The 26,240-nt window shown below is 73.8% G+C and carries 19 protein-coding genes and 5 tRNA genes; 10 read left to right on the top strand and 14 right to left on the bottom strand.

Features of this window, described 5'->3' with window-relative positions:
* Positions 1 to 47: 47 nt before the first annotated feature.
* Both ACE1OC_RS21700 and ACE1OC_RS21695 read right to left on the bottom strand, forming a co-directional pair.
* On the bottom strand, positions 48 to 1,910 hold the full coding sequence (locus tag ACE1OC_RS21700) for an ATP-binding SpoIIE family protein phosphatase (RefSeq protein WP_407841636.1): 1,863 nt from the start codon (positions 1,908 to 1,910) through the stop codon (positions 48 to 50).
* A gap of 147 nt (positions 1,911 to 2,057) precedes the next feature.
* Entirely contained in the window at positions 2,058 to 3,449 is a 1,392-nt protein-coding gene (locus tag ACE1OC_RS21695; RefSeq protein ID WP_407838379.1) for an NAD(P)/FAD-dependent oxidoreductase, read from the bottom strand.
* A 345-nt stretch (positions 3,450 to 3,794) separates the two neighbouring features.
* Between ACE1OC_RS21695 and ACE1OC_RS21690 the strand changes: the two genes are divergently transcribed.
* Together ACE1OC_RS21690 and ACE1OC_RS21685 are read left to right on the top strand one after the other, a co-directional pair.
* Positions 3,795 to 4,595 (top strand): TetR/AcrR family transcriptional regulator, encoded by an 801-nt coding sequence (locus ACE1OC_RS21690; protein ID WP_375952955.1) that lies wholly within the window; start codon positions 3,795 to 3,797, stop codon positions 4,593 to 4,595.
* A gap of 274 nt (positions 4,596 to 4,869) precedes the next feature.
* On the top strand, positions 4,870 to 6,894 hold the full coding sequence (locus tag ACE1OC_RS21685) for a sigma-70 family RNA polymerase sigma factor (RefSeq protein WP_407838378.1): 2,025 nt from the start codon (positions 4,870 to 4,872) through the stop codon (positions 6,892 to 6,894).
* 92 nt (positions 6,895 to 6,986) lie between these two features.
* On the opposite strand, the gene ACE1OC_RS21680 is transcribed toward ACE1OC_RS21685, so the two are convergent.
* Positions 6,987 to 9,278, bottom strand: a complete 2,292-nt coding sequence (locus tag ACE1OC_RS21680; protein WP_407838377.1) for an asparagine synthase-related protein — start codon at positions 9,276 to 9,278, stop codon at positions 6,987 to 6,989.
* A 640-nt stretch (positions 9,279 to 9,918) separates the two neighbouring features.
* On the opposite strand from ACE1OC_RS21680, the gene ACE1OC_RS21675 reads away from it, so the two are divergent.
* From ACE1OC_RS21675 to ACE1OC_RS21660, 4 genes are all read left to right on the top strand, one after another.
* Positions 9,919 to 11,457, top strand: a complete 1,539-nt coding sequence (locus ACE1OC_RS21675; protein WP_407838376.1) for a sporulation protein — start codon at positions 9,919 to 9,921, stop codon at positions 11,455 to 11,457.
* A gap of 81 nt (positions 11,458 to 11,538) precedes the next feature.
* Positions 11,539 to 12,738: an L-2-hydroxyglutarate oxidase gene (lhgO, locus tag ACE1OC_RS21670; RefSeq protein WP_266960224.1), complete on the top strand. Its 1,200-nt coding sequence runs from the start codon at positions 11,539 to 11,541 to the stop codon at positions 12,736 to 12,738.
* 269 nt (positions 12,739 to 13,007) lie between these two features.
* Positions 13,008 to 13,787: a tRNA (guanosine(46)-N7)-methyltransferase TrmB gene (gene trmB, locus ACE1OC_RS21665; RefSeq protein ID WP_407841635.1), complete on the top strand. Its 780-nt coding sequence runs from the start codon at positions 13,008 to 13,010 to the stop codon at positions 13,785 to 13,787.
* A gap of 43 nt (positions 13,788 to 13,830) precedes the next feature.
* Positions 13,831 to 15,174, top strand: coding sequence for a PrsW family intramembrane metalloprotease (locus tag ACE1OC_RS21660; protein ID WP_407838375.1), 1,344 nt, complete (start codon positions 13,831 to 13,833; stop codon positions 15,172 to 15,174).
* Here the strand turns inward: ACE1OC_RS21660 and ACE1OC_RS21655 are convergent.
* From ACE1OC_RS21655 to crcB, 8 genes are all read right to left on the bottom strand, one after another.
* The gene (locus ACE1OC_RS21655; protein WP_407838374.1) at positions 15,125 to 16,183 is read right to left on the bottom strand and encodes a M23 family metallopeptidase; all 1,059 of its coding nucleotides are present in this window, start codon (positions 16,181 to 16,183) and stop codon (positions 15,125 to 15,127) included. The two genes, ACE1OC_RS21660 and ACE1OC_RS21655, sit on opposite strands and share 50 nt — an antisense overlap.
* Before the next feature lie 282 nt (positions 16,184 to 16,465).
* The gene (locus ACE1OC_RS21650; RefSeq protein WP_407838373.1) at positions 16,466 to 17,662 is read right to left on the bottom strand and encodes a PP2C family protein-serine/threonine phosphatase; all 1,197 of its coding nucleotides are present in this window, start codon (positions 17,660 to 17,662) and stop codon (positions 16,466 to 16,468) included.
* Positions 17,663 to 17,835: 173 nt separating this feature from the next.
* Positions 17,836 to 17,909 (bottom strand) — tRNA-Met (locus tag ACE1OC_RS21645).
* Between the two features lie 236 nt (positions 17,910 to 18,145).
* A tRNA-Lys gene (locus ACE1OC_RS21640) sits at positions 18,146 to 18,218 on the bottom strand.
* A gap of 556 nt (positions 18,219 to 18,774) precedes the next feature.
* Positions 18,775 to 21,147, bottom strand: coding sequence for a DEAD/DEAH box helicase (locus ACE1OC_RS21635; RefSeq protein WP_407838372.1), 2,373 nt, complete (start codon positions 21,145 to 21,147; stop codon positions 18,775 to 18,777).
* A gap of 310 nt (positions 21,148 to 21,457) precedes the next feature.
* The gene (locus ACE1OC_RS21630; protein ID WP_407838371.1) at positions 21,458 to 21,940 is read right to left on the bottom strand and encodes a hypothetical protein; all 483 of its coding nucleotides are present in this window, start codon (positions 21,938 to 21,940) and stop codon (positions 21,458 to 21,460) included.
* A 230-nt stretch (positions 21,941 to 22,170) separates the two neighbouring features.
* Complete coding sequence (locus ACE1OC_RS21625; protein ID WP_250751918.1) at positions 22,171 to 22,545, bottom strand: fluoride efflux transporter FluC; 375 nt, start codon at positions 22,543 to 22,545, stop codon at positions 22,171 to 22,173.
* Positions 22,542 to 23,063 carry a fluoride efflux transporter CrcB gene (crcB, locus tag ACE1OC_RS21620; protein WP_407838370.1) on the bottom strand — a complete coding sequence of 174 codons (522 nt, stop codon included), beginning with the start codon at positions 23,061 to 23,063 and terminating at the stop codon, positions 22,542 to 22,544. The genes ACE1OC_RS21625 and crcB overlap by 4 nt, the downstream gene beginning before the upstream one ends.
* Positions 23,064 to 23,187: 124 nt before the next feature.
* Here crcB and ACE1OC_RS21615 point away from each other — a divergent pair, with 124 nt between their 5' ends.
* The 4 genes from ACE1OC_RS21615 (at position 23,188) to ACE1OC_RS21600 (ending at position 23,978) form a co-directional block, all read left to right on the top strand.
* Positions 23,188 to 23,538: a metallopeptidase family protein gene (locus ACE1OC_RS21615; protein WP_250751922.1), complete on the top strand. Its 351-nt coding sequence runs from the start codon at positions 23,188 to 23,190 to the stop codon at positions 23,536 to 23,538.
* Between the two features lie 155 nt (positions 23,539 to 23,693).
* Positions 23,694 to 23,766, top strand: a tRNA-Glu gene (locus tag ACE1OC_RS21610).
* Positions 23,767 to 23,805: 39 nt separating this feature from the next.
* Positions 23,806 to 23,879 (top strand) — tRNA-Asp (locus ACE1OC_RS21605).
* A gap of 22 nt (positions 23,880 to 23,901) precedes the next feature.
* A tRNA-Phe gene (locus tag ACE1OC_RS21600) sits at positions 23,902 to 23,978 on the top strand.
* Between the two features lie 42 nt (positions 23,979 to 24,020).
* Here the strand turns inward: ACE1OC_RS21600 and ACE1OC_RS21595 are convergent.
* The 3 genes from ACE1OC_RS21595 to ACE1OC_RS21585 form a co-directional block, all read right to left on the bottom strand.
* Complete coding sequence (locus ACE1OC_RS21595) at positions 24,021 to 24,878, bottom strand: cytochrome c biogenesis CcdA family protein (RefSeq protein ID WP_407838369.1); 858 nt, start codon at positions 24,876 to 24,878, stop codon at positions 24,021 to 24,023.
* Complete coding sequence (locus ACE1OC_RS21590) at positions 24,875 to 25,648, bottom strand: DsbA family protein (RefSeq protein WP_407838368.1); 774 nt, start codon at positions 25,646 to 25,648, stop codon at positions 24,875 to 24,877. Before ACE1OC_RS21590 ends, ACE1OC_RS21595 begins: the two co-directional genes overlap by 4 nt.
* A 64-nt stretch (positions 25,649 to 25,712) precedes the next feature.
* Positions 25,713 to 26,219: a hypothetical protein gene (locus tag ACE1OC_RS21585; protein WP_407838367.1), complete on the bottom strand. Its 507-nt coding sequence runs from the start codon at positions 26,217 to 26,219 to the stop codon at positions 25,713 to 25,715.
* Positions 26,220 to 26,240 lie beyond the last annotated feature (21 nt).

Genomic DNA, 26,240 nt, shown 5'->3' with positions numbered 1-26,240 from the left:
TGCAGAGAAGGCCCCGGTCGGTCGACCGGGGCCTTCTGCGTGTTCGGCTACGGGGCCTTGTCGGGGAGGGCGAACTCGCACCAGACGGCCTTGCCGCCGCCCGGGGTGCGGCGGGAACCCCAGGCCGAGGCGATGGTGGCCACGATGGAGATGCCGCGGCCGGTCTCGTCGGCCGGTTCGGCGCGGCGGCGGCGCGGGAGGTGGTCGTCCCCGTCGGTGACCTCGATGATCAGCCGGCGGTCGGTGCGGCGCAGGCGCAGGCGCATGGGCGGGGTGCCGTGCTGGAGGGAGTTCGCGACGAGTTCGCTGGCCGCGAGGACGCCCAGGTCGCAGAGCTCCACCGGGAAGCGCCACGAGGCCAGGACTCCCTGGGCGAAGGCGCGGGCGCGCGGAGCGGCCTCGATGCCGCCGAGGAGTTCCAGGGCCGCGTTGTGGAAGAGCTCGGCGTCGGCGCCGGTGCGGGCGGGCTGCTGGAGGACCATCACGGCCACGTCGTCGTCGTGATCGGCGTCGACCCCGAGGGCGCGCATCAGGCGGTCGCAGATGACGGCGGGGGGGCCCTGGGCGCCGGAGAGGGCGCGTTCCAGGGCGGCGACGCCTTCGTCGATGTCCTCCCCGCGGCGTTCGACCAGGCCGTCGGTGTAGAGGACGGCGGTGGAGCCGGGGCCCAGCGCGATGGTGCCCGAGGTGTGCAGCCAGCCGCCGGTGCCGAGCGGCGGGCCGGTGGGGTCGGCGGCGCGGCGGACCGTGCCGTCCTCGTCGCGGACGAGGATCGGGAGGTGGCCGGCGGAGGCGTACGCGAGGAGGCCCTCGTTGGGGTCGTGGACGGCGTAGACGCAGGTGGCGATCTGGCTGGCGTCGATCTCGGCCGCCAGGCCGTCGAGGAGCTGGAGGACCTCGTGGGGCGGGAGGTCCAGGCGGGCGTACGCGCGGACGGCGGTGCGGAGCTGGCCCATGACGGCGGCGGCGCGGACGCCCCGGCCCATGACGTCCCCGATGACGAGGGCCGTGCGGCCGGCGCCGAGGGTGATGACGTCGTACCAGTCCCCGCCGACGGCGGCCTCGGTGCCGCCGGGCTGGTAGGTGGCGGCGACGCGCAGGTCGTCGGGCTGTTCGAGCTCCTGGGGGAGGAGGGAGCGCTGGAGGGTGACGGCGGCTTCGCGCTGGCGGCGCTCGCTGGCGCGCAGCCGCTCGACGGCCTCGGCGTGGTCGGTCACGTCGGCGAGGTGGATCAGGACGCCGGTGCCGGTGTGGGCTTCCGGTTCGTTCTCGATGCCGGAGCCGGTTCCGGAGCCCGTGGCCGAGCCCGTGCCGCTGCCGGCGTTGGCGTGCGCGTGGGCGGTGGACCCGACGGCGTCGGCCTTGGTCTTGGGGAACTCGATCGGGGTGCAGGTGACCGTGTACGAGCTGGTGCCGCCGGGCGCGGTGCGGTTCTTGGCGGTACGGGGCTTGCCGCTGCGCTGGACCTGGTCGAGGAGCGGGAGCAGGCCGAGATCGCCGAGCTCGGGGAGGGCCAGGTGCGCGGGGGCGCCGGGGGCGCGGGCGCCGAAGCCGGCGGTGTAGGCGTCGTTGACGTAGGCGACGCGGTGCTCGGGGCCGTGCACGAGGGCGACGAGGGCCGGGAGGCGGTCGAGGACGTCGCGTACGGAGAGCTCGTCGAGGGAGGGTGCGGGGGTCCCCGTACCGTCCGCGGCGGCCGGGGCGGACCCGGTACCGGGGGTGGAACCGGTGCCGCGGACCGTGGGGTCCGCGGGGCAGCCGTCCGGGCCGGCCGTGGAATGGCCGGCCGCGCCGCGGGCGGCCGGGACCGAGCCCTCGCCCCGTTTGGCCTGGGCGGCTGCGTGTTCGGACCGGGCCGCGGCGCGGCGCTGCGTTCCGGGAAACCGGGCGCTCCAGCGCGTGAAGTTCACTGCTTTCAAGCCTCGTGGTGTCGCTCGTGGTCGCTGTGTCACTCGGTGGCAATCGGGTGGCACTCGGATGTCACGCTGATGTCACTCTGTGCAGGTGTGAGCCCACCTATGGTCACACGTCCAGTGTGGCCGACGGGACTGACAGCATCAGCGGTCGGTCTTCTTCGGAGGGTCCTTGGGGCCTCCGCCCGCCGCGAGTTCGAATTCTGCTCTGGGGTGTTCGAGGGATCCCAGCGAGACGATCTCGCGTTTGAAGAGGCCGGAGAGCGTCCACTCGGCGAGCACGCGCGTCTTGCGGTTCAGGGTCGGGACGCGGCTGAGGTGGTAGGCGCGGTGCATGAGCCAGGCCGGGTAGCCCTTGAGCTTGCGGCCGTAGATGTGGGCGACGCCCTTGTGGAGTCCGAGGGAGGCCACGGAACCCGCGTACTTGTGGGCGTACTCGGTGAGGAGTCCGCCGCGCAGGGACGAGACGAGGTTGTCGGCGAGGAGCTTGGCCTGGCGGACGGCGTGCTGGGCGTTGGGGGCGCAGGCGACGCCCTTCTCCGGGGCGGTGATGTCGGGGACGGATGCGGCGTCCCCGGCGGCCCAGGCGTGCTCGACGCCTTCGACGGTGAGGAAGGAGGTGCAGGCGAGGCGGCCGCGGTCGGTCTTGGGCAGGTCGCTGGCGGCGAGGATCGGGTGCGGTTTGACGCCGGCGGTCCATACGACGGTGCGGGTGGGGAAGCGGGCGCCGTCGCTGAGGACGGCGATCCGGTTCTCGCAGGACTCGAGCCGGGTCTCCAGGCGCAGGTCGATGCCGCGGCGGCGCAGTTCGCGGATCGTGTACGTGCCCATTTCGGGGCCGACCTCGGGGAGGATCCGGTCGCTGGCCTCGACCAGCACCCACTTCATGTCCTCGGGCTTGACGTTGTGGTAGTAGCGGGCGGCGTAGCGGGCCATGTCCTCCAGCTCGCCGAGTGCCTCTACGCCGGCGTAGCCGCCGCCGACGAAGACGAAGGTGAGGGCGGCGTCGCGCAGGGCGGGATCGCGGGTGGAGGAGGCGATGTCCATCTGCTCGATGACGTGGTTGCGCAGGCCGATGGCCTCTTCCACGGTCTTGAATCCGATGGCGTACTCGGCGAGTCCCGGAATGGGGAGCGTGCGGGAGACGGAGCCGGGGGCGAGGACCAGTTCGTCGTACTCGATCTCCACGGGGCCTTCGCCCTCCTCGTCGGTGGCGAGGGTGGTGACGGTCGCGGTCCGGGCCGCGTGGTCGATGTGCCGGGCCTCGCCGATGACGATGCGACATTTCGGCAGGACGCGGCGCAGCGGGACCACGACGTGGCGCGGGGAAATGGAGCCGGCGGCCGCTTCGGGGAGGAAGGGCTGGTACGTCATGTAGGGCTCGGGAGTGACCACCGTGACCTCGGCCTCGTCGGCTCTCAGCTTTCGCTGGAGTCGGAGTGCCGTGTACATGCCTACGTAGCCGCCGCCGACGATGAGGATCCGCGTACGGGGCGGGGTACCGGGGGCCGTGCCCCGGGAGTTAGCAGCCTTCACCGTCCCATGACGCAACGTGGCCGGGAGTTTGTCCACAGGCCCGACAAATTGTGTGACCGGAGGGGACGGCGGGGCGAGGTTGTCAGGGGGTGCGGGTGGAGTGGAAGGTGCGCAGGTCAGGCGGTACGGAATGAGTGATTCCGGGGGCTTCGAACGGAAAATTGAGGGTGAATGCTCCGATCGGGCGGTGGTCCGTCCGGGGCTGCCTCTTCTGAATTGACTCTGGCTCAACTATGTTCGTAACTCGTCGAGGAGTAGGACCAGGGCCCTCATGACCGTGGCCCCCCTCGACATGAAGGCGGGGAGTGTCTCCGGGGGGAGACAAATGATTACCGGGGGATACATATGCACATTTCCGATTTCCATGCTTCTGCCACCGCTCTGTCGTCGGCCGCTTCGGCGACCGACAGCCACGGGCGGCTGATGGCCGGCGGCGCCACCACACACGGCGTGGGTCGCTCCACGCCGCTGCGCGTCGACGCACAGCGCAATCTCGAACACGTACTTCGCGCGGCCCGCGAGGTCTTCGGCGAGCTCGGCTACGGGGCTCCGATGGAGGACGTCGCACGGCGCGCACGGGTCGGTGTCGGCACCGTCTACCGACGGTTCCCCAGCAAGGACGTCCTGGTCCGGCGGATAGCCGAGGAGGAGACCTCGCGACTGACCGAGCAGGCCCGCACGGCTCTCGGCCAGGAGGAGGAGCCCTGGCAGGCCCTGTCGTGCTTCCTGCGCACCTCCGTGGCCTCGGGCGCCGGGCGGCTGCTGCCTCCGCAGGTGCTGCGGGTCGGCGGACCCGGCGAGGACGGGGCCGACGGGGTGGACGAGGAGGCCGCGCGGGTTCCGCACCAGCGTCAGGCCGTCGCGGTCGGCGGGGCGCCCGACCTGCGGGTCGTCGGCGCTGCGCGGACCGGCCTGGAGGACGAGCCCTCCGAGGACGCGGGCGCGGGCGAGCTGCTCGAGGTCGTCGGCCGCCTCGTCGACCGGGCCCGGGAGGCCGGTGCGCTGCGCGCCGATGTCACGGTGGCCGATGTGCTGCTGGTGATAGCGACGGCCGCGCCCGCGCTGCCCGACGCGGCGCAGCAGGCGGCGGCTTCCGCCCGACTGCTCGACATCCTGCTCGAAGGGCTGCGGTCCCGGACGGCGTAACTCCGGGGGACGGTGCGGTTCGGTTCGTTCGGCCGGGGCGCCCGGGACGTGAGGTTCGCGGACCGGGTGGCTCGGCCGGTGGGAGGGCCTGCTCTGGTGAGCGTCAACCGGTTCCTTTCCGGGGGCTCTCGCTCGAACGGGTGAGGATCCGTACGGCGATTCGTCAGGGCTTGCCCGGATGAGTGGAAGGTGTGGAGACGGGTTCGGCGCGTGGCCGCCGTGTGACACGCTGGATCGGTGTACCGGTTGAGTGTGTCGTGCGAGGGTCTCCGCGATGAGCGTTGACGGGCGGGAAGAGCCACACGGTGGCGCCGGCGGCGAGGTCGAGGCGGGCAGCCTGCCCGCACGACAGGTCCCGGCGCAGCGCGAACCGGGTGGCCGGCACGCCGCCGGGGCGAGCGGTGAACTTCCGCCCTCCGACGGGGACCTGATCGCGCGGATGCGCGGAGGCGACGACGGGGCCTACGAGGAACTGTTCCGGCGCCACTCCGATGCCGTGCGCCGATATGCCCGTACCTGCTGCCGCGACGGGCACACCGCCGACGATCTGACCGCCGAGGTGTTCGCGCGGACGCTCCAGGCCGTACGGGGCGGGGCGGGTCCGGACCAGTCGGTGCGCGCCTACCTGCTGACCACCGTGCGCCGGGTCGCCGCCGCCTGGGCGAAAACGGCGAAGCGGGAGCATCTGGTCGAGGACTTCGCGCTGTTCGCGGAGCAGGCCGCCGGGTCCGGCGACGGCTCGGTCGGGCTGGCCGTTCGAGGCGGGGACGACACCCTCGAACTCGGCGCCGATGTGCGGGCCATGCACGAGGCCGAGCAGACCCTCGCCATGCAGGCCTTCCGGAGCCTGCCCGAGCGGTGGCAGGCCGTGCTGTGGCACACCACCGTCGAGGAGGCGTCGCCGAGCGCGATCGCCCCGCTCTTCGGGCTGAGCGCGAACGCCACCGCGGTGCTGGCCAGCCGGGCCCGCGAGGGACTCAAGCAGGCCTACCTCCAGGCCCACGTGAGCACCGCGCTGAGTTCCGGCGGGGACTGTGCCCGGTACGCCGACCGGCTGGGGGCCTATGCCCGCGGGGGCTTGCGGATGCGGGCCGAGCGGGGGCTGCGCAAGCACCTCGAGGAGTGCGCCCGGTGCCGGCTCGCCGCGGGCGAGCTCAAGGACGTCAACGCGGGCATTCCCGCGCTGCTGCCGGTCGCCGTCATCGGGTGGTTCGCCGCCGGGTACGCGGCCAAGGCGGCCGGAGTGGTGGCCGGCGGTGCCGTCGCCGCGGGTGGTGCCGGGGCCGCTGCCGCAGCCGTGGGCGGGTCGACGGCCGGGGCGGGCGCCGGAGCCGGGGCTGCCGGGGCCGGGGCTGCCGGGGCCGGGGCTGCCGGGGCCGGGGCTGCCGGGGCCGGGGCTGCGGGTGGGGCCGCTGGTGGAAGCGGGGCCGGCGGGGTCGGCGGAGCCGTGGCTTCGGAGGGGCTGGGGTTGCCGGCCAAGGCGGCCATCGCCGCCGGGGTCGTGGTGGCCGCGGCCGCCGGCGTGGTGTTCGCGCTGGCCGGCGACGACTCCGCTCCGACGGTGCGCGCGAACCCCGCTCCCGGAGTGGCCGTGCCCGTGCCGCGGAGTCCGGCACCCGCCGCGCCGGAGCCCGGCCCGTCGCAGGCGCAGCCGCCGGCGGCACGGGGATCCGTACCGCCCCCGAAGAAGCAGACGCCCGCGCCGCCGCCGGCCCCCGCACCGGCCGTGCCGGCGCCTTCGCGGAGCCCGGAGCGGTCCTCGCCCGCGCCGAGTCCGAGCCGGGTCCCGAGTCCGAAGCCGAGCCCCACGCCCAGTCCGGTACCGCCCCCCAGGCCGACGCCTCCCAAGCCGCCGCAGGCACCGCAGGGGTTCCGGCTCTCCTCCCTGGGCCATTCCGCCTACGGGGACCACGACAACCCCGAGATCGAAACATGGCGGAGCAGCTGGGTGTGGCAGCGCTGGGGGCCGATGATCGGCGGACAGCGCTTCTCGCACGGGATCACCGTCAATTCCCGTTCCTCCGTGGAGATCACCCTCAACCGGAGCTGCGTCAGCTTCTCCGCGCGGGCCGGTGTGGACGGCATGTCGCTGCTCACGGACGGCAGGGTCCGCTTCTCCGTGTACGCGGACGGGCAGCGGCTGTGGCAGTCCCGGGCCCTGGGGTACGAGGACCCGGCGGCGAGCGTGTCCGTCTCCCTCTCCGGGCACAAGACGCTGCGCCTGGTCGTGGAGCGCGCCGAGGGCGGCCGGCTGCCGACGCTGGCGACCTGGGCCGACTCCGTCATCAGCTGCCGCTGAGCGCGGCGGCCGCGAAGGCCCGTATGGCCTCGACCCTCAGGCCTCGACCCTCAGGCCTCGGGCCTCAGACCTCGGGCCTCAGACCTCGGGCCTCAGGACAGCGCCGGGCGGCGGAGGGGGACTCCGGTGGGGACGGCCCTGCGGCGCGGGGTGGAGGTGCCGGTCCAGCAGGTGCCCCGGCGGGCCAGGAGGCGGCCCAGCCACAGTTCCATCGAGACGAGTTCGGCGATGCCGTCGAGTGGGACCGGGCGGCCGTCCGCCGCGTCCAGCAGGGCCTGACGGACGACCCGGGCTTCGATCAGGCCCGCGTCCGCCAGCAGCGGCGACGTGAAGAGGGTCAGGAGGTGCGGAAGGGCCGCGCGCAGTCCCAGGCGGGTCGCCGATTCGTTCGGGGCGTGGGCCGTCGCGCCCCACCCCGGGGGAAGGTCCCGGACGCCGGCCGAGGACAGGACCCCGCGCAGGACCGCCGCCCGGGCGCCGGGTTGGACGCGCAGGGATTCGGGCAGGGCCCGGGCGGCCCGTACGACCTGGTTGTCCAGGAACGGGGCGTGCAGGCGCTGGCTGCGGACCTCCACGGCCTGCTCGAAGACCCGGTGGTCGGCGGCGTGCCGGGCCAGGACGGCGCGGGCCCGGGCCTCCCCGGGGCGCAGCGAGAGGGGAGGCCGGCCAGCGGCGGCGGTGAGGCGGATCGATACCTCGGCCAGTGCCTCGCCCGTCAGCCAGGCCGCCGCCGGGCCCGGCCGGGACCAGGTCAGGGCCGCGAGGGAGGCGTCCACCGGGGAGCCGGGACCCGCGGCCGGGACCCCGTCGCGCAGGCGGGCCGCCGCCGCCTCCATGCCGGCGCGGTACGGCGTACGGGCCAGGCGGCGGGCCGCCGCGTACACGGTGAGGGGGACGAGGAGGGGCACGAGCAGGGAGTCGCCCTCCGACGGGGAGGAGCGGGCGAGGGCCAGGGTGGGGCGCAGCAGGTGGCGCCGGCGCCGGTCGAGCAGGAGGTCGGCGAGCCGGGCGGGGTGGGCGTCGAGGACCTGGCGGGCTCCGTGGCCGGTGAAGTGGTCCGCCGAGCCGGCCGCGAGGCGGCGCCGCTCGCGGGCGGCGAAGACGAGGGAGGGGCCCGGTTCGTCGGTCAGCGGCCCGTCGAGGTCGGCGTACGGGAGGGCTTCCTCGGCGGCGGCCACGACCACGTGGTGCAGACGCGGGTCGGAGGCGATGGCGTGGGCGCGTTCCAGTTCGGGTTCGCGGCCCTGGGGCGTGGCCAGGTCGTTGAAGGTGACGGCGAGGAGGCGTTCCCCGGTGCGGCCGCGGAGGGCGCCCGGTGCCCCGGGGAGGCCGGCGGCCAGCAGGGCGAGGGTCGCGGAGGCGCTGCCTCCGGAGAGGTCGGCGCCGACTCCGGGGACGGGCGCGGGGGCGCCGCGTGCGGCCCGGCGGTCGGCCGGGCCCATTCCGGGGACGGGCCCCGGGTCGTAGGGCAGCGTCTCGGGAGCATGCCGCGGAGCCGTGAGCCGGGCGCGCACCGCGTCGACCAAAGCTTCCCGTACGCCCTCCACCGCGAGCGCGGGATCGGCCGCGGGGGCGGCCACCGCGAGGGAGGCCACCGGCTCGTAGCCGGTGATCTCCCGCGAGCCCTCGCGCAGGATCAGCGCGTGCCCGGGCGGGATCCGGCGTACGCCGACGTACGGTGTGCCGTCGCCCAGCGCCTCCGGGCTGTCGGGGCAGGCCAGCAGGGCGGCGAGATGGCCGATGTCGAGCTGCGCCTCGATCAGGTCGGCGAGCGGGAGGGCGGCGGTGGCGTACGCGGTCCCGCTCGCCCAGGGCGTGTAGAAGACGGGTCGGGCGCCGGCCAGGTCGCCGACGACCGTGATGCGGCGGCCGGCCTGCACGACGGCGGTGTAGCTGCCGGGCCACTGGGTGAGGTGGCGCAGCGCGCCGCCGCGGGCGGCGTAGAGCGCGCGGCGCAGTTCCTCGTCGGTGGCGCCGCAGCAGCCGAGGACGGCGAGGCGGGTGAAGGGGTCCGCGGGATCGGCGGTGAGGGTGCGGATCTCGTCCGGGCGCCAGTCCCCGACGGCCCAGAGGGGGTCGGGGTCGCCCCAGAGGAGCTGGGCTCCGACGGGGACGACGGTGCGGTCGGCGTCGGCGGCGCCCGGTTCGTCGGGGTGGCCGGCGTCGGCGAGACCGCCGCGGACCGGGCCGTCGCCCCATGCGTCGGGGCCCGGGCCGTAGCCGTTCCCGTGGCCCGGGGCCGATCCGTAGCCCGAGGACGATCCGTAGCCGGATCCCGAGCCGTATGCGCCCTGGTCGGAGGCGTGTGCAGCGCCGTGCCCCGCGACCCGTCCGGCCGTGCCGAAGCTCGCGGCGATACTGCTCCAACCCACCAACCAGCGCACCGCCGCCTCCCCAGCCCGTGGGCACCTGACCGGGGTGCGAACCGCGCGGCCGGCGCTCAGCGCGCGGCCGGAGGGACCCCGGGTGGCTCGGGGTCCATGCTGCCACGAGACAGGCGTGCGGGAGTGGGTAAGGGGGGCGCACGTATAAACGAACACGCCCCGGCCATGCGGTATTTGGCGTTCCGTTCCGACCGCCCCATAGGTCGCTTTCGGCCATTCTTCGGCCGTACTGAGAGCCCTGCGCGGAGCCTCGCGCGGAGCGGCGGAGCGCGGCCCGGGGGGCGGGATCCACCCCCCGGACCGTTCCGCCACCCGCGGGGATTGAGGCAGCGGCATCCCCCGGTCCGCCCGGTCCACGCGGCGGGCCGACCCACGCACCGCACATCGAATCGCCGGGCCCCCGCAGCGGCCAGAGCGCACGGCCGGGCGCACGGCCACACGGGTGGAGCACGCGCCGACACGTGCGCCCCGCCCCCGGACCCCGGCCCGACTGTGCATACGGACAACAATCCCGCCATACGGAACAGGGGGCCTTAACGCTTGGGAGGCGGGGAACTACGCTGGGTTTACGAAATGCCGGGCGCCTATGCCCCGGCTGCGTTGGCTTTGTATGCGTTCCGCGTGTGACGAGGGGTGGCGCATGTCCAGGGAGCTCCGCGAGCCCAATGAGAAGCTCGGCGCCGTCCTCGCCCTCGCGGGCATCAGCAACGCCGGGCTGGCCCGGAGGGTCAACGACCTCGGCGCTCAGCGCGGTCTGACCCTCCGCTACGACAAGACCTCGGTGGCCCGGTGGGTGTCGAAGGGGATGGTGCCGCAGGGCGCCGCCCCGCACCTGATCGCGGCCGCCATCGGCGCGAAGCTCGGCCGGCCCGTGCCCCTGCACGAGATCGGCCTCGCGGACGCGGATCCGGCACCCGAGGTGGGGCTGGCCTTCCCGCGCGACGTCGGCGCGGCCGTGCGCTCGGCCACCGACCTCTACCGTCTCGACCTGGCCGGCCGGCGCGGCGGAGGCGGGATCTGGCAGTCGCTCGCCGGCTCCTTCTCCGTGTCGGCGTACGCGACGCCGGCCTCGCGGTGGCTGATATCTCCCGCAGACAGCTCGGTGGCACGCGAGCCGGTGGCACGCGAAGCGGTACCGGGCGCGGCCCCGCCGGAAGGCCTTCCGGCGCCGCCCGGCGCCCACGTCGGGGGTGTGCCCGCCCAGCCTCCGCGCGAAACGCCACCGCCGCCCGCTCCGGCCGCACCCGACGCCGGGAGCCCGCAGCGCGTGGGCCACAGCGATGTGACCAAACTGCGCGAGGCCGCCGAAGACGCCCGCCGCTGGGACTCCAAGTACGGGGGCGGCGACTGGCGTTCCTCGATGGTCCCCGAATGCCTGCGGGTGGACGCGGCGCCGCTGCTGCTCGGCTCCTACACCGACGAGGTGGGCCGCGCGCTCTTCGGCGCCACCGCCGAACTGACCCGGCTGGCCGGCTGGATGGCCTTCGACACCGGGCAGCAGGAAGCGGCCCAGCGCTACTACATCCAGGCGCTGCGGCTGGCCCGCGCCGCCGCCGACGTACCGCTCGGCGGGTACGTGCTGGCGTCGATGTCCCTGCAGGCCACCTACCGGGACTTCCCGGACGAGGGCGTGGACCTCGCGCAGGCCGCCGTCGAGCGCAACCGGGGCCTGGCCACCGCGCGGACGATGAGCTTCTTCCGCCTCGTCGAGGCCCGGGCGCACGCGAAGGCGGGCGATTCGGCCGCCGCGGGGGCCGCGCTGCGGGCCTCCGAGGGCTGGCTGGAACGAGCCCGGGACGGCGACGCCGATCCGACCTGGCTGGGCTTCTACTCGTACGACCGCTTCGCGGCGGATGCGGCCGAGTGCTACCGCGATCTCAAACTCCCGCGCCAGGTAAGGCGTTTCACGGAACAGGCACTGTCCCGGCCGACGGAGGAGTACGTACGATCACACGGGCTGCGGCTCGTCGTGAGCGCGGTGGCCGAGCTGGAGTCCGGGAACCTCGACGCGGCGTGCGCGGCGGGGACCCGGGCGGTGGAGGTCGCGGGGCGGATCTCGTCGGCCCGGACGACGGAGTACGTACGGGACCTCCTGCACCGGCTGGAACCGTACGGGGACGAACCGCGCGTCGCCGAACTGCGCGAGCGGGCCAGGCCTCTGCTGGTAACCCCGGCATAGGACCCGCGTGGCCCCGTTGTCAGTGGCGGGGTGCACTATGCAGGGGTGGGAGGTGTCAGTGTGGGCGGCGGCGTGGGCGGCATGGGCAGACTGGACTGCGATGTGCTGGTGATCGGCGGCGGGATCGTCGGCCTGTCGACGGCGCATGCGCTCGCGGGGCTCGCTCCGGGGACCCGGGTGGTCGTCCTGGAGAAGGAGGACGGCCCCGCCCGGCACCAGACGGGCCGCAACAGCGGCGTGATCCACAGCGGGATCTACTACAAGCCGGGCTCCCTCAAGGCGCGCTTCGCGGTGCGCGGCGCGGCCGAGATGGTCAAGTTCTGCACGGAGCACGGCATCCCGCACGAGGTGACGGGCAAGCTCATCGTCGCCACCGAGCGGGACGAGCTGCCGCGGCTGCACGCACTCGTGCAGCGGGGCCGGGAGAACGGCATCCCGGTGCGGGAGCTGGGGCCGACGCAGATCTCGGAGTACGAGCCCGAAGTGCGCGGGCTCGCGGCGATCCACGTGGGAACCACCGGGATCGTGGACTACGGGCGGGTCGCTCAGCAGCTCGCGGAGTCCTCGGGGGCGGAGATCGTCTACGGCGGGGCCGTCGAGCTGATCTCGCGGCGCGCGTCCGGGGTGGCGGTGCGCACGAGCAGCGGTGTGGTGGTGCGCGCGCGGGTGCTGGTGAACTGCGCCGGGCTGCAGTGCGACCGGATCGCGCGGCTGGCCGGGGACGACCCGCAGATGCGGATCCTGCCCTTCCGGGGCGAGTACTACGACCTGGCCCGGCCCGATCTGGTGCGCGGGCTGGTCTATCCGGTGCCGGACCCGGCGTTCCCCTTCCTCGGCGTCCACCTGACCCGCGGCATCGGCGGCGGGGTCCACGTCGGGCCGAACGCGGTGCCGGCGCTGGCGCGCGAGGGGTACGGCTGGGGCGTGGTCCGGCCGCGGGACCTCGCGGACGAGCTGGCCTGGCCGGGATCCTGGCGGATGGCCGCGCGGCACTGGCGGTACGGAGCGGGTGAGGTGCGGCGGTCGCTGTCGAAGGCGGCGTTCGTCGAGGCGGTGCGGCGGCTGCTGCCGGCGGTGCGCGCGGAGGATCTGGTGCCCGCGGCAGCGGGGGTGCGGGCGCAGGCCGTGCTGCGGGACGGGGCGCTGGTGGACGACTTCCTGATCCGGGAGGGGGAGCGGACGGTGCACGTGCTGAATGCGCCTTCGCCCGCGGCCACCGCTTCGCTGCCGATCGGGCGGGAGATTGCCGGGCGGGCGCTCAAGTCCCTGCGCAGCGCGTAGCCCTGCGGGGCTCGGCTCCGGGTCGTGGCGGCCCGCGCCCGGATCGCCGCTGCGCGGGGCCGTCCCCTGCGCCGTGGCGCGGCTGCGGGTGTGCCGCTGCGCGGGACAGAGTCCCCTACCCGCCCTTCGCCCGTTCCCCGGGCTGCGCCCGGACCCCTACCGGGGCTCCGCCCCGGACCCCGGTCCTCAAACGCCGGACGGCTGGAAAGACGTAGAATCCGGGGATTGTGTCTGAGTCTCTGAGTCCCCAGAATCCCGCCGCCGAGCCCGTGCCGGAGGCGACCTCCACCTACGTGCCCCCGAAGTGGCGCACCGAGCCGCGGTTCCCCGACGGGCCCGCGCCCGATCCGGCGGGTTCGCACCACGAGCGGCGGATCCGGAGCTTCCAGCCCCGTCGCAGCCGGGTGACCACCGGGCAGGGCGAGGCCCTGAAGCGGCTCTGGGGGACCTGGGGGCTCGACATCGACGGGCACGACGTGATCGATCTCAAGAAGATGTTCGACGGGCTTCCCGTCGTCCTGGAGATCGGCTTCGGCATGGGCGAGGCCACCGCGCAGATGGCCGCCGCCGACCCGGGCACCGGGATCCTGGCCGCCGACGTGCACACCCCCGGGCAGGGCAACCTCCTCGCGCTCGCCGAGCGCGGCGGGATGACCAACATCCGCGTCGCGAACGGCGACGCCATCATCCTGCTCCGCGAGATGCTGCCCCCGGACTCCCTCGCCGGACTCCGCGTGTACTTCCCGGACCCCTGGCCCAAGGCCCGCCACCACAAGCGGCGCCTGATCCAGCCCGAGTTCCTCGCGCTGGCCGCCACCCGCATGGCGCCCGGGGCGATCCTGCACTGCGCGACCGACTGGGAGCCGTACGCCGAGCAGATGCTCGAAGTGCTGACGGCCCAGCCGGAGTTCGAGAACACGCAGGCCGACGGCGGTTACGCGCCGCGCCCCGACTTCCGGCCGCTCACCCGCTTCGAGGGGCAGGGCCTCGACAAGGGACACGTCGTACACGATCTGCTGTTCCGGCGCACGGGTAACGCCCAGAACTGAGTACATCACTCCGCGTGTCGGGTCAGCTCGGTAGAGTCATCACGTGCCCCGAGCGACCCGGCCGCCCAGGCTGCTGCACCGCGTGCCGCGTACCGCCGGCGCCGTGCGCACGTACGCACTCGTCGTGCTGCTCGGCGTCTGCGGCATCGCGATCCTGGAACTCGTACGCGAACAGACCGGTACGCCCGGGTTCTTCGTCGGCCTGGGCCTGGCCCTGCTGCCGGTGGCACCGCTCGTGGCGGCGTTCCGCTGGGTGGGGCGGGCCGCGCCCCACCCGTGGGCGCAGGTGGCGTTCTGCTTCGGCTGGGGGGCGTGCGCCGCGGCGCTGATCGCCATACTGGCCAACAGTTTCGCGACCCAGTGGATAGCCGCGGCCACCGCCGATCCCTCCTACGGCGACCAGCTCGGCTCGGTGGCGATCGCCCCGGTGGTCGAGGAGAGCGCCAAGGCGGCCGCCCTGCTGCTGGTGTTCCTGTTCAGGAGACGCCGGTTCAGCGGCCCCTCCGACGGTTTCGTGATGGCCGGTTTCACCGCCACCGGCTTCGCCTTCACCGAGAACATCCTCTACCTCGGCAACGCCTTCGACGAGGACGTCGAGAACGGCACCGGGGTGCTGAACTCCGTGACGGCCGCGACGTTCTTCGTCCGGGGCGTCATGTCCCCCTTCGCCCATCCGCTGTTCACCGTGGCCACCGGCCTCGGTTTCGGCGCCGCCGCGCTCGCCGTGCGCCGGACGCGCAGGATCGGCCTGCCGCTGCTCGGCCTCGCCTCGGCCATGGGGCTGCACGCGCTGTGGAACAGCTCCTCGGACCTGGGCGAGTCCGGGTTCTACGTGGTCTACGGCTGCGTGATGGTCCCGGTGTTCGGGCTGCTGGTCTGGCTGGCCGTGTGGATACGGCGCCGCCGACTGCGGGCCGTCGCCGGGGAGCTCGCCGTGTACGCGGCCGCCGGCTGGCTGGGCCCGGCCGAGGTGCCCGCGCTGGTGTCGATGCCCGCGCGCTCCCTGGCCCGCGCACTGGCCCGGAGCACCGGGGGCCGGCCGGCGGGACGGGCGGTCGCCCTGTACGAGGCCGATGCCGCGGCGCTGGCTCTGCTACGTCACCGGGCGCGCAGCGGCGGCCCGGACCGGGAGCCGGACTTCGCGGGGCGGGAGCGCGAGCTGCTGCGCCGGCTGTGGCTGCGCCGCGCGACGGCGGGACCGGCACTGTCCCGGGCCGCGGTGCTGGAGGAGCTCCTCCCGCCCTGCTTCGACCCCCTGGGCCCGATCGGGCCGCTCGGCTCGCTCGACGGGCCGGACCGGCCGTTCAACGGGCCCGCGCCGGGCCTCGTACCGGGTCCTAGACGTTCAGACCCCGTGCCGTCAGCCATGACAGCGGGTCCACCGTGACGCCGCCCTGGCGGACTTCGAGGTGGAGGTGGGGGCCGGTGACGTTGCCGGTCGCGCCGACCCGGCCGATGGTGTCGCCCCCGGCGACGGAGCCGCCGGTCACCGACATCGAGGACAGGTGGCAGTACCAGATCTCGGTGCCGTCGGGGAGTTCCAGCACGATGCGGTAGCCGTACGCCCCGGACCAGCCGGCCGAAATGATCTTCCCGGCGCCGACCGCCTTGACGGGGGTGCCGGTCGGAGCGGCGAAGTCGAGGCCGGTGTGGTGGCCGGAGGACCACATCGAACCGGAGTCGCCGTAGTGCGAGGTGAGGGTGTAGGCCGAGGTGGGCAGGAAGAAGGCTCCGGCCGAGCGGGCCGCGCGCTCCGCCTTCTCCTTGGCCTCTGCGGCCTCCTTGGCCTCCTGAGCCCGGCGCGCTTCCTCGGCGGCGTCCTTCTCGGCCGCCTCCACCGCCGCCTTCTCGGCCGCTTCCTTGGCCGCCTGCGCATCGCGGGCCTGCTGGGCCGCGGCCTCCTGCGCCACCCGCTCGGCTTCGGCCCGCTCCTGGGCCGCGGCGGCATCCTGCTGGGACTCGGCCTGCTGGAGGATGCGGCTGCGCAGCAGCTCGCCCGCGTCGGAGCGGCGGTCGGCCTGCTGCGGGATGATCCCCGACCGGGCCGGCCCGGCGGTCCGCGCGGAGCCGGCGTCTGAATCCCCGGCGGACTCGGCGGACTGGTCCGCGCCGCCGAGGGCCTCCGGGAGGTCGGGCAGGGCCGGGAGCGAGGGCAGGGATATGGCGACCTGCGGGCGGTCCTGCGCGGTGGCGATGCCTCCCGCGCCGACCGCGGCGATCACGCCGACGCCGAGGACGGTGGAGGAACGGGCCAGTCCCCCGCGCTGCTTGAGCACGCGGTGCTTGCCACGGGGCGGCCGGGCCGAGTCCTCGGTGGGGTTCCATTCGCCCCAGGCACCGGCGGTGGGCTGCTCCTGGACGTCGATGCCTTCAGGGGCAGGCGAGTTGGAGGCCACCGGGGCACACTCCTCATGGGCGAGCACGCGCACGGTGCCGTCTCTTGCGACGGCTGGGACGACCGCTCTGCGTTATCGAACGGTAATAGAGAAAGGGGAGTGATTCCAAGCAGTTGCGATTGATCGTTAATGACAATCAGCCACTACCCGCACAGCTCTGGCCAGGACTTCTCGCCACACTCATGGACCAACTCGGGCAAAAATCACCCCTCCCTCCCACCTCTCACGCCACATCTTCACATTGACGGTCCGTCAGCTTGCTTGCCGAGCGCGCCTCTTCGGTCACGCTCCGTCCCCTTTCGGGACCACCCGCTTCGGGACCACCCGCACCGTCCGCCGCCGGTTCGGCTGCCCCGCCCCCGGTCTGGCCACCGCCAGCAGGGCCATGTCGTCCGTGGCCGCGCCGCCCGTGTGCCGGCGCACATCGGTGGCGAGCGCGCTCAGCAACTCCTCGGGCCCGGGGAAGACCCGCCCGCGCAGCCGGGCCGCCGGATCGTAGAAGGCCCCCGCTCCGTCGCGGGCCTCGGTCAGCCCGTCCGTGTACAGGAGCAGCGTCGCGCCCTCCGGGAAGGGCCACTCCTGCACCCGGTCCGGCCAGCCGCCCAGCTCCCCCATGCCCAGCGGCAGCGCCGGCTCGAAGGGGGGCAGCTCCGCGAGGCCGCCGTTCGCGTACAGCAGCAGCGGTTCGGGGTGGCCGCGGTTGACGAGCCGCAGCAGTCCCGCGCCCGACGGGATCTCGCCGAGCACGCACGTGGTGAACCCCTCCACCGCGTCCAGGCTGTCGCGCCGGTTCCCCTCCCGGGCGAGCGCCCGCTCCAGCCGCCGCGCCACTCCCTCCAGGGTGGGCTCGTCCTCGGCCGCCTCCCGGAACGCCCCGAGGACCACGGCCACCGCCTCGACCGCCCCGAGCCCCTTCCCCCGTACGTCGCCCACCGCGAGGCGCACGCCGTACGGGGTGTCCTGGACGGCGTAGAGGTCGCCGCCGATGAACGCGTCCGCCTGCGCGGCCTCGTACGAGGCGGCGACCTGGAGGCCCGCGATCCGCTCGGCGGGAGTCGGCAGTACGGCGCGCTGAGCGGCCTCGGCGATCCCGCGCGCGGAGGCGAGCTGCTCGGTACCGCGCCGGACGACGATGTTGATCAGCGTGGCCAGCCCGGAGACGGTCACGACGGTGACCAGCTCGGTCATGGCCTCCACCTTGAAGCTGGTGCCGTTGTAGATGTGCAGCACGACCACGGCGAAGGTGGCCAGGATCCCCGTGAGGACGGTGGCCCGGAGCGTGAACAGCGGGGCCGCGATGAGCGGGGCGGCGGAGAAGAAGGGGGAGCCGGTGAAGCTGGGCGGGGTCAGCACGTCGAAGAGGAAGCCGAGGACGATCAGGGTGCCCGGGAGCATCTTGACGATCCGGCGGACCACGGCGCTGCCGGCGACCGCGCCGAAGACGCGCTCGCCCATGCCCTGCCGGCCCAGCCCCACCACGCTGCTCTCCTGCCGCCCGGTCCGCCTCGCCCCCCAAGGCTGGGGGCAGGAGGGCCCGTACGGCGACCCGGGCGCGACCGTTCGAGTGACGGGCCGCACGCCAAGCGGATACACGGACACACGGATACGACGAAGGCCCGGCCCCCCAAAGGGGACCGGGCCTTCGTACTGAGTAGCGGGGGCAGGATTTGAACCTACGACCTCTGGGTTATGAGCCCAGCGAGCTACCGAGCTGCTCCACCCCGCGTCGGTAAACACAACTCTACGCCATCCGGGGGGAGACCCCCGCCAATTAACGCCCGCACCACCCAGCTATGGGACATCACCGCAGGTCAGAGCCGTAAAACCGGCCACCGGGCGACGCTCCGCCCCATCGGATCCGGCCCGCTGCGCACTCCCCGAGTCCGCCTCCGAGCCCCTCTGACTCTCCCTCAGGACACAAAAACGCCCCACCCGGCGGACCGGGTGGGGCGCTGTGAGCTGTAGGCCATGTCGGACTCGAACCGACAACCAACGGATTAAAAGTCCGCTGCTCTGCCAATTGAGCTAATGGCCCTCGGTGTGCTCACCCCAGAGCATAGCCGCAGAGCGCCGGACAGCCGATGGGGTATCGGCCGTCCGGGCCGTGTCATCAACTCGGACTCGCGTCGGACCTGCCGTCACCGGTGATGTCCCCGACGCCGACAAGGGTGTTGAGCATGTCGCCGCGGCCGTCTCCGTTCAGGAGCGCGGGATCGGCCGGGACCGCCACCGCCTTGCCGTGAGGACCTTCTGCGCGGCGCCTTGTGGCAGGTTCTGGCGACTGATTCTCTCCGGTGGCGCCTAGGTCCTGTCGTCAAACTCCCGTCTGCCACGCGACGCCTGGCACGTGCTCTCGCCGCACCGGGCGAAATCCCGAGTACGTCCAGTACGCGGGCTTCCGCCCGGCACGCCGAGAGCACGCACCAGACGCCGCGCGGCCGCCCTTCGGGCGACGACGGGATTTTGACGACAGGCCCTAGGGCCCCAGCCGGTGGTGCCGGACGGGTAGAGGACCGTGCAACAACGCCACAGGGCCCCGACGACCGGTGTCGTCGGGGCCCTGTGTCAAGCAGTCAGTTCACTGACTGCGATTAGTCGTTGCGCTTCCAGCGGGGCTTGTCGTCGCGACGGCCGCCGAAGGAGGAGCCGCCGGTCGAGCCGGTGGGGCGGTCGCCGCCGGAGCGGAAGCCGCCGCCGGCCGGACGGTCGCCGCCGGAGCGGAAGCCACCGGAGGGACGGTCGTCGCGGCGGAAGCCGCCACGGTCGCCACCGCGGTCGTCACGGTTGAAACCACCCGAGGGACGGTCGTCACGACGGAAGCCACCACCGGCCGGACGGTCGCCGCCCGAGCGGAAGCCACCACCGGTGGGACGGTCGCCACCGGAGCGGAAGCCACCGGACGGGCGGTCGTCGCGACGGAAGCCGCCACCGGCCGGACGGTCGCCGCCGGAGCGGAAGCCGCCACGGTCGCCACCGCGGTCGTCACGGTTGAAACCACCCGAGGGACGGTCGTCACGACGGAAGCCACCACCGGCCGGACGGTCGCCGCCCGAGCGGAAGCCACCACCGGTGGGACGGTCGCCACCGGAGCGGAAGCCACCGGAGGGACGGTCGTCGCGGCGGAAGCCGCCACGGTCGCCACCGCGGTCGTCACGGTTGAAACCACCCGAGGGACGGTCGTCACGACGGAAGCCACCACCGGTGGGACGGTCGCCACCGGAGCGGAAGCCGCCACGGTCGCCACCGCGGTCACCGCGGTCGTCACGGCGGAAGCCGCCACGGTCGCCGCCACGGTCGTCGCGACGGTTGTCACGGCGCTCGTAGTTGCCACGGTCGTCACGGCTCTGGAACGCGGGGCGCTCCTCCGCGACCGGCTCGGCCACGGCGGCCGCGACCTCGGCCTCGGCGGCCTCGACCACCTCGGCGACAGCGGCCTCCGGGTCCTCGCCGCGCTCACGCGCGGAGCGGGCGACCAGGCGGTCGGCCTCCTCGCGGAGCTCGACGGCACGGCGCGACAGGCGCTCCAGCTGCTTGGTCAGGTCGGCGACCTCGCGCTCGGCCTGCTTCGCGGCGTTGTTCGCGGAGTCGGCCTGGACCTGGGTCAGCGAACGGGCACCGGTGATCTCGGCGACCTCCGGGTCGAAGGCGCCGACGCCCTGGACGATGTGGCGCGAGGCGTCGACGCCCGCGTCCTCCATCAGGCGGAAGATCTGGCGGCGCTGGTGCGGCAGGGCGAGGGAGACGACCACGCCCGACTTGCCGGCGCGGGCGGTACGGCCCGAGCGGTGCAGGTAGTCCTTGTGGTCGCCGGCCGGGTCCACGTTCAGGACCAGGTCGATGCCGTCGACGTGGATGCCGCGGGCGGCGACGTCGGTGGCGACGAGCGCGTTGACGTAGCCGTCTTTGAAGTCGGCGAGGACGCGGGTACGGGCACCCTGCGTCATGCCGCCGTGCAGCGCGTCGGCCTTCACGCCGGACTCGATGAGCTGCTCGGCGATGCGGTCGGCGCCCAGCTGGGTGCGGACGAAGATGATGGTGCGGCCCTTGCGGGCGGCGATGGCGGCCGTGACCGGCGCCTTGTCCTTCGGCTTCACGACGAGGACGTGGTGCGTCATGGTCGTGACGTTGCCCTGCGCGCTGTCGACCTCGTGCGTGACGGGGTTGGTCAGGTAGCGCTTGACCAGGGTGCCGATCTCGTTCTCCATGGTGGCGGAGAAGAGCATGCGCTGGCCGCCGCCGGGGATCTGGTCGAGCAGCTCGGTGACCTCGGGCAGGAAGCCCAGGTCCGCCATCTGGTCGGCCTCGTCGAGGACCGCGACCTGGACGTTCGCCAGGGAGCAGGCGCCGCGGTTGATGATGTCGCGCAGACGGCCCGGGGTGGCGACGAGGACGTCGACACCGCGCTCCAGAGCGAAGATCTGGTTGCTCATGGAGGTACCGCCGCAGACGACCTTCATCTTGAGGCCGAGCACGTCGCCGTAGGGCTGGAGAGCGTCCGCGACCTGCATCGCGAGCTCACGCGTCGGCGTCAGGATGATCGCGCGGGGCTTCTTCTTCTCGGTGTGCCCGCCGGCCAGGGAGGCCAGGGTCGGCAGACCGAAGGAGAGGGTCTTGCCGGAGCCGGTGCGGCCACGGCCGAGGATGTCCTTGCCGGCCAGGGCGTCCGGGATGGTCGCGGCCTGGATCGGGAAGGGGGCGGTGACGCCGTTCTGCGCGAGCTTGCGCACGATGCCGTCCGGCAGACCGAGGTCGCCGAAGGTCAGGGTGGGCTCGGCGTCGGCGTCGTCGGCCGCAGCCTCGTCGTCGAACGCGTCGGTGGAGTCCTCGAAGGAGTCGTCGGACTCGTGGTTCGCCACGTCGGCCTCGAGGGCCTCGATGATCTCGTCGGCGACTACGGCCTCGATGGCCTCGGTGACCGCGAGGGTCTCGGCGTCGACGATCTCGTTGGAGTCGTTCTCGGGCATGACGGAACGGTCAGAACTGGAAATGGACATGCGAAATGCGAAACCTTCCGGAGTCTCGGCACGCGCCCAAACTCCGTGAATTCGCAAATCGACCGCCTCAATGCGGTCAGCCACGGCTGGGGAGAGTACGCGCCACGCGGCGCTCTTCGGAGTCGGCGCCGGGCAATGGGATCAAACGATCTATAACCATACGCACCCTCCCCGGGGTCTGGCAAGTCACTCCCCCGAAGAAGCCGCTGACCTGCGGAAATAGCAACCGCCCACCAGACCCTGGCGGGCGGATCGCACCGCGGCCGCGCCGGTGTCGGGCCTACGGCTGCCCGCCCGGCTCGCCCGTCGGATCCGGCTTCGGGGGCTCCGCACTCGGTGTGGGTTCCGTCACGGGCGGCGGGGAGACCGGCGGTGCGGGGCTCGGCGGTTCCGGGCTCGGGGAGGCGGGCTGGCCGCCCCCGGAGGCGCCGCCTCCGCCGGACCCCGACCCGGAGCCGGAACCGCCCGCCGGGGGCTGCTGGGGGCCCTGGCCGCCCGCTCCGCCGCCCGGACCGGCCGACGGCGAGGGGGCCCCGGGCGGGCCGGCCGGCGCGCCCGGGCTGGGGGAGGCCCCGGCCGCGCCGGAGGTGGTCCCGGGGCCCCCGGCCTTGCCGTCCTGGCTCCCCGTACCGCCCTTCGAGCCGTGGCCGCCGCCCTGGGTTCCGGCGCCCTTCCCGGACGAGGAGCCGCCACCGGACTTGCCGCCCTGGACACCCGTCGACGCGGAGGGCCCCGGCTTCGCGGCGTCCTCCCCGACACTCATGCATCCCGCCGTCGCCGCCACCGCGAGCGCGGCGACGGCGAGGCGGAGCGAACGGGAGGACCGGGAGGAGCGGGAGGGTCGGGGGGAACCGAGGGAAGCGGACAACTGGCGCACGGGGCACCTCCGGAACGCTGGCAAGGGTCCGCGATGAGCGGGTCAATGTGCCCAACTCCCTCTGCCCCGTCAGGGACACGCCCCAGCACGCCTTGAGGGGGGCGGGCGCCGCGCCGTCAGGCGAACAGCTGTCCGGCCACCTGGTGGCCGAGCGTGACCCCGCCCAGCCCGACCAGCACCGAGGCCGTCACGTTCGCCGCCGCCAGGAACTTCCAGCCCCGCTCGGCCAGGCGCAGCGTCTCGTAGGAGAACGTCGAGTAGGTGCTCAGCGCCCCGCACAGCCCGGTACCGAGCAGCAGGTTCAGCCGCGAGGAGGCGGCCCCGTCCAGCACCGCCCCGGTCAGCGCCCCCAGCACCAGGGAGGCGGCCGCGTTCACCACGAAGGTGCCCCAGGGAAACACCGAGTCGTGCCGCGCCTGCACCGCACGGTCGGTCAGGTAACGCAGGGGCGCCCCGACGGCCGCGCCCACCATGACGATCAGCCAGTTCATCCCCGCCCCGCCGCCCGCCCTGTTCCCCGCCCACGGCCTTCGCCTCGCCCATGGCCGTCGCCGACCGCGCGCCGGGTGATCACGGCCGCCGCCCACACCGCGGCCAGCGCCGCGGCCACCGTGAGCCCGGCGTACGCCAGCGCGGTACCGGCCTCACCGGCGTCGAGGAGCCGCGCGAAGTCCGCGGCGTAGGTGGAGAAGGTGGTGAACCCGCCGAGGACCCCCACCCCGAGGAAGGGCCGTACGAGGGGATGCGCCGACCGGCCGCCCTCGCTGATCAGCACCATGAGGACGCCGATGAGCGCGCAGCCCGCCACGTTGATCCAGAAGGTGCCCCACGGGAAGGCCCCGGGCGCGGCCGGCCACAGCAGCCCGACCGCGTACCGTGCCGCGGCGCCCACGGCACCGCCCGCCGCCACGGCCGCGAGCACCCGGTGCTGGGGTTCGGTGCGCTGCGCGGGCACGTGCAGGTCGACGTCCGGGTCGATGGCCTCGGCCCCCTCCGCCGGCCGGGTCATCCGCACTCCGCTTCACAGGTTGTTACGGGGTCACAGGTCGCCACCGGGCCATTCTCGCGCGCCGGGTCCCGGCCCGCCGGAAACGAGCCGCCGCAATCGGGGCGCGGCACGGGAGAATGGCCCCGTGCTGGAGATGACGCGTGACGCGTTCGAAGAGCTGGTGGCCGAAGCGCTGGACTCGATCCCCGAGGAGCTGACCCGGGTCATGGACAACGTGGCCGTCTTCGTGGAGGACGAGCCCGCCTCCGACGACCCCGAACTCCTCGGCCTCTACGAGGGGACCCCGCTCACGGAGCGCGGGGAGTGGTACGCCGGGGTGCTGCCCGACCGGATCTCGATCTACATGGGGCCGACCCTGCGGATGTGCGAGAGCACGGACGAGGTGGTGCACGAGGTCGCCGTGACGGTGGTCCACGAGATCGCCCACCACTTCGGCATCGACGACGAGCGGCTCCACGAGCTCGGCTGGGGCTGACCTCCCGGGTCTTCTCCGAGCCGCCCCCGGGCCGCTGCCGGCTCGCCTACGACCCGCCGCTGACCCGCCCGCGGAAACCGTTTTGGCGATCGCCGCCGGGATCCCATATGCTTCTCACGTCCCCGACGCGCTGGAAAGTGCCCGGCGGGCCTTTAGCCCTCATCGTCTAGTGGCCCAGGACGCCGCCCTTTCAAGGCGGTAGCACGGGTTCGAATCCCGTTGGGGGTACGCATTACCGTGTGCGAGACTTGTGCTCGCACATTGCAAGGACCTGTGGAGCAGTTGGTTAGCTCGCCACCCTGTCAAGGTGGAGGTCGCGGGTTCAAGTCCCGTCAGGTTCGCTGAAGCCGGAAACGGTTTCGTGGCTGGGTAGCTCAGTTGGTACGAGCGATCGCCTGAAAAGCGATAGGTCGCCGGTTCGACCCCGGCCCCAGCCACCAGAGAATCGAGAAGGCCCCGTCCATCGGACGGGGCCTTCTTCGTCATTCCCCTTCCGCGCCCGCGCCCGTGCCCGCATCCGCCGCCCGGGCCCGCCGGCGCCACTGCACCAGGCCCGCGCCCGCCGCCGCCACGGCCACCAGCCCGAGCAGCGCCCAGTCCGGGACCGCGTCCGCCACCGCCTGCACCCGCTGCTCCACCGCGAAGGAATCGTCCACGTCCAGCAGCCCCGGCAGGGCGCTCGCCCCGTCGTAGGCCAGGAACAGCGTGCCGAGCAGCACGAAGAACAGGCCCGAGGCGAGCGAGGTCGTGTGCAGTTCGAAGCGGCCGACCGAGAAGGCGCGGCCGCGCAGCCAGCGCCGGCGGCCCAGGTCGAAGCGCTCCCAGAGCAGGGCCAGTACGAACAGCGGCACGGCCATGCCCAGGGCGTACACCGCCAGCAGCAGGCCTCCGTAGACCGGGCTGCCGCTGACCGCCGCCACCGTCAGGATGCTGCCGAGGATGGGCCCGGCGCAGAAGCCGGCCAGCCCGTAGACGGCGCCCAGCGCGTACACCGACAGGGCGGTGGTCGGCCGGATCTTCCCCGACAGCTCCGAGATCCGCTTCGAGGCGAAGCCCAGGCCCAGGATCTGGGCGAGGCCGAGCCCGATGATCAGCCAGCCGCCGGCCAGCACGAGGGCCTCGCGGTTGCCGTGGAAGAACCGACCGGCGTACGAACCCGCCGCCCCCAGCGGTACGAGGGTGCTCGCGAGGCCCGCGTAGAAGATCCCGGTGCGCGCCAGCAGCCGGGAGGTGGAGTCGATGGAGTACGCGAAGAAGGCGGGCAGGAGCAGCGCGCTGCACGGGCTGAGCAGCGCGAGGAGGCCGCCGAGCAGGGCGGCCAGGTATCCGGCGTCGGTCACTTCGCGGCCGCCTGCGCCTGTGCCTTGGCCTTCGCGATGGCGGCGTCGAAGGCCGCCGCGGGCTGGGCTCCCGCGATGGGCTGCCCGTTGATCAAGAAGGACGGGGTGGAGGTCACGCCGATGCGGTAGCCCTCCTCCTGGTCCTTCGCCAGAGCGGCGGCGGCCTGCTCCCCCGCCCTGTCCTTCTCGAAGCGCTCCAGGTCCGGGACCCCGGCCTCCCGGGCCAGTTCGGTCAGCCGCTCCGCGCCGAAGCCCTTCTCCTTGGCGCCCTCGGCGTACGCGGCCGCGTGGAACTGCGCGAAGCGGTCCTGCTGCCCCGCCGCCCAGGCGGCCTTGGCGGCGGCCTCGGAGTCGGCGCCGAAGATCGGGAAGTTCCGCCACTCGATGCGCAGGGTGCCGTCCTCCACGTACTTCTTCACGAGCCCGGGCTCGGTGTCGCGGGCGAACTTTCCGCAGTAGCCGCACTTGAAGTCGGAGTACTCGATCAGCACGACGGGGGCGTCGGCCCGGCCCGCGGCGAGCTTGTCGCCGGACTCCCGGCGGGCCAGGGCCTTGAGCTGCGCGGCGGGATCCTCGGCGGATCGGGTCTCCGGAGCGGAAGCAGCGGATGACGGGGCGGGGGTGTCGGTGCCGTGATCGGGTTTGGTGGCCTGCCAGGAGACGAGCCCGAGGGTGACGGCGGCGAGGGCGACCCCGGCGGAGATCAGCAGGGGCTTGCGGGAGGAAGAGGAGGAAGAGGAGGAAGAGGAGGGGGAAGGGGACGCGGGCATGCGGGTGCTCCAGAGCTGTGCGGACGGGAGGGGATGGACCGGGCGGCCGATGCGGCCGGTCCTCCTAGACCCGCATCACGGACAGCTCCAGCAGGGACGGCGCCGACGGTCCGGGCCCGCGTACGAGGACCCGTACGGGTATCACCCGCGCCGGGACCGCCACCTCGGGCCCGGGCCCCGCGGGCGGGGCCTGAGCCTGCGCCTGGTCGGACCCGGCCCGCCCCGGCAGGGCGGGTACGCCGTCCCGGCCGGGGATCCCCGGGGCGCAGGCGGGCCCGGCCGGACCGGCGGAGTCGGAGGCGAAGGCCGCGACGGGAGGGGAGCCCGGCTCCGCGGCGGCCGAGGCCCTCACGGCCCCCGTCCCGGTGGCTGCGGGATCCCCGGCAACCGAGACGGCCGGGGCAGCAGGGTCCGTAGGAGCCGCAGGAGCCGCAGCGGCCACCGGGACGGACGGGACGGCCGGGACCCCCAGGACCGCCGGCGTCGGCGCCGCGGCTACCCGGGCCGTCGTCGGGGTCGCCGCCTGGAAGGTTCCGGCCAGTAAGGCCCAGCCCAGCAGTACCGCGAACACGCACCGGAGGCGGTGGCTGCG

Origin of the sequence: Streptomyces stoeckheimensis (genome assembly GCF_045822005.1) — a bacterium.
Classification (GTDB): domain Bacteria; phylum Actinomycetota; class Actinomycetes; order Streptomycetales; family Streptomycetaceae; genus Streptomyces; species Streptomyces stoeckheimensis.
Note: the sequence above shows the minus strand (reverse complement) of the source record. Positions and strands in the feature narration are given on the sequence as shown.

Excerpts from the sequence above, each read along its gene's own strand:
- ACE1OC_RS21690 (WP_375952955.1), top strand. The coding sequence starts at position 3,795 with ATGCACATTTCCGATTTCCATGCTTCTGCCACCGCTCTGTCGTCGGCC.
- ACE1OC_RS21685 (WP_407838378.1), top strand. The coding sequence starts at position 4,870 with ATGAGCGTTGACGGGCGGGAAGAGCCACACGGTGGCGCCGGCGGCGAG.
- ACE1OC_RS21675 (WP_407838376.1), top strand. The coding sequence starts at position 9,919 with ATGTCCAGGGAGCTCCGCGAGCCCAATGAGAAGCTCGGCGCCGTCCTC.
- lhgO (WP_266960224.1), top strand. The coding sequence starts at position 11,539 with ATGGGCAGACTGGACTGCGATGTGCTGGTGATCGGCGGCGGGATCGTC.
- ACE1OC_RS21635 (WP_407838372.1), bottom strand. The coding sequence starts at position 21,147 with ATGCCCGAGAACGACTCCAACGAGATCGTCGACGCCGAGACCCTCGCG.
- ACE1OC_RS21630 (WP_407838371.1), bottom strand. The coding sequence starts at position 21,940 with ATGAGTGTCGGGGAGGACGCCGCGAAGCCGGGGCCCTCCGCGTCGACG.
- ACE1OC_RS21625 (WP_250751918.1), bottom strand. The coding sequence starts at position 22,545 with ATGAACTGGCTGATCGTCATGGTGGGCGCGGCCGTCGGGGCGCCCCTG.
- crcB (WP_407838370.1), bottom strand. The coding sequence starts at position 23,063 with ATGACCCGGCCGGCGGAGGGGGCCGAGGCCATCGACCCGGACGTCGAC.
- ACE1OC_RS21590 (WP_407838368.1), bottom strand. The coding sequence starts at position 25,648 with ATGCCCGCGTCCCCTTCCCCCTCCTCTTCCTCCTCTTCCTCCTCTTCC.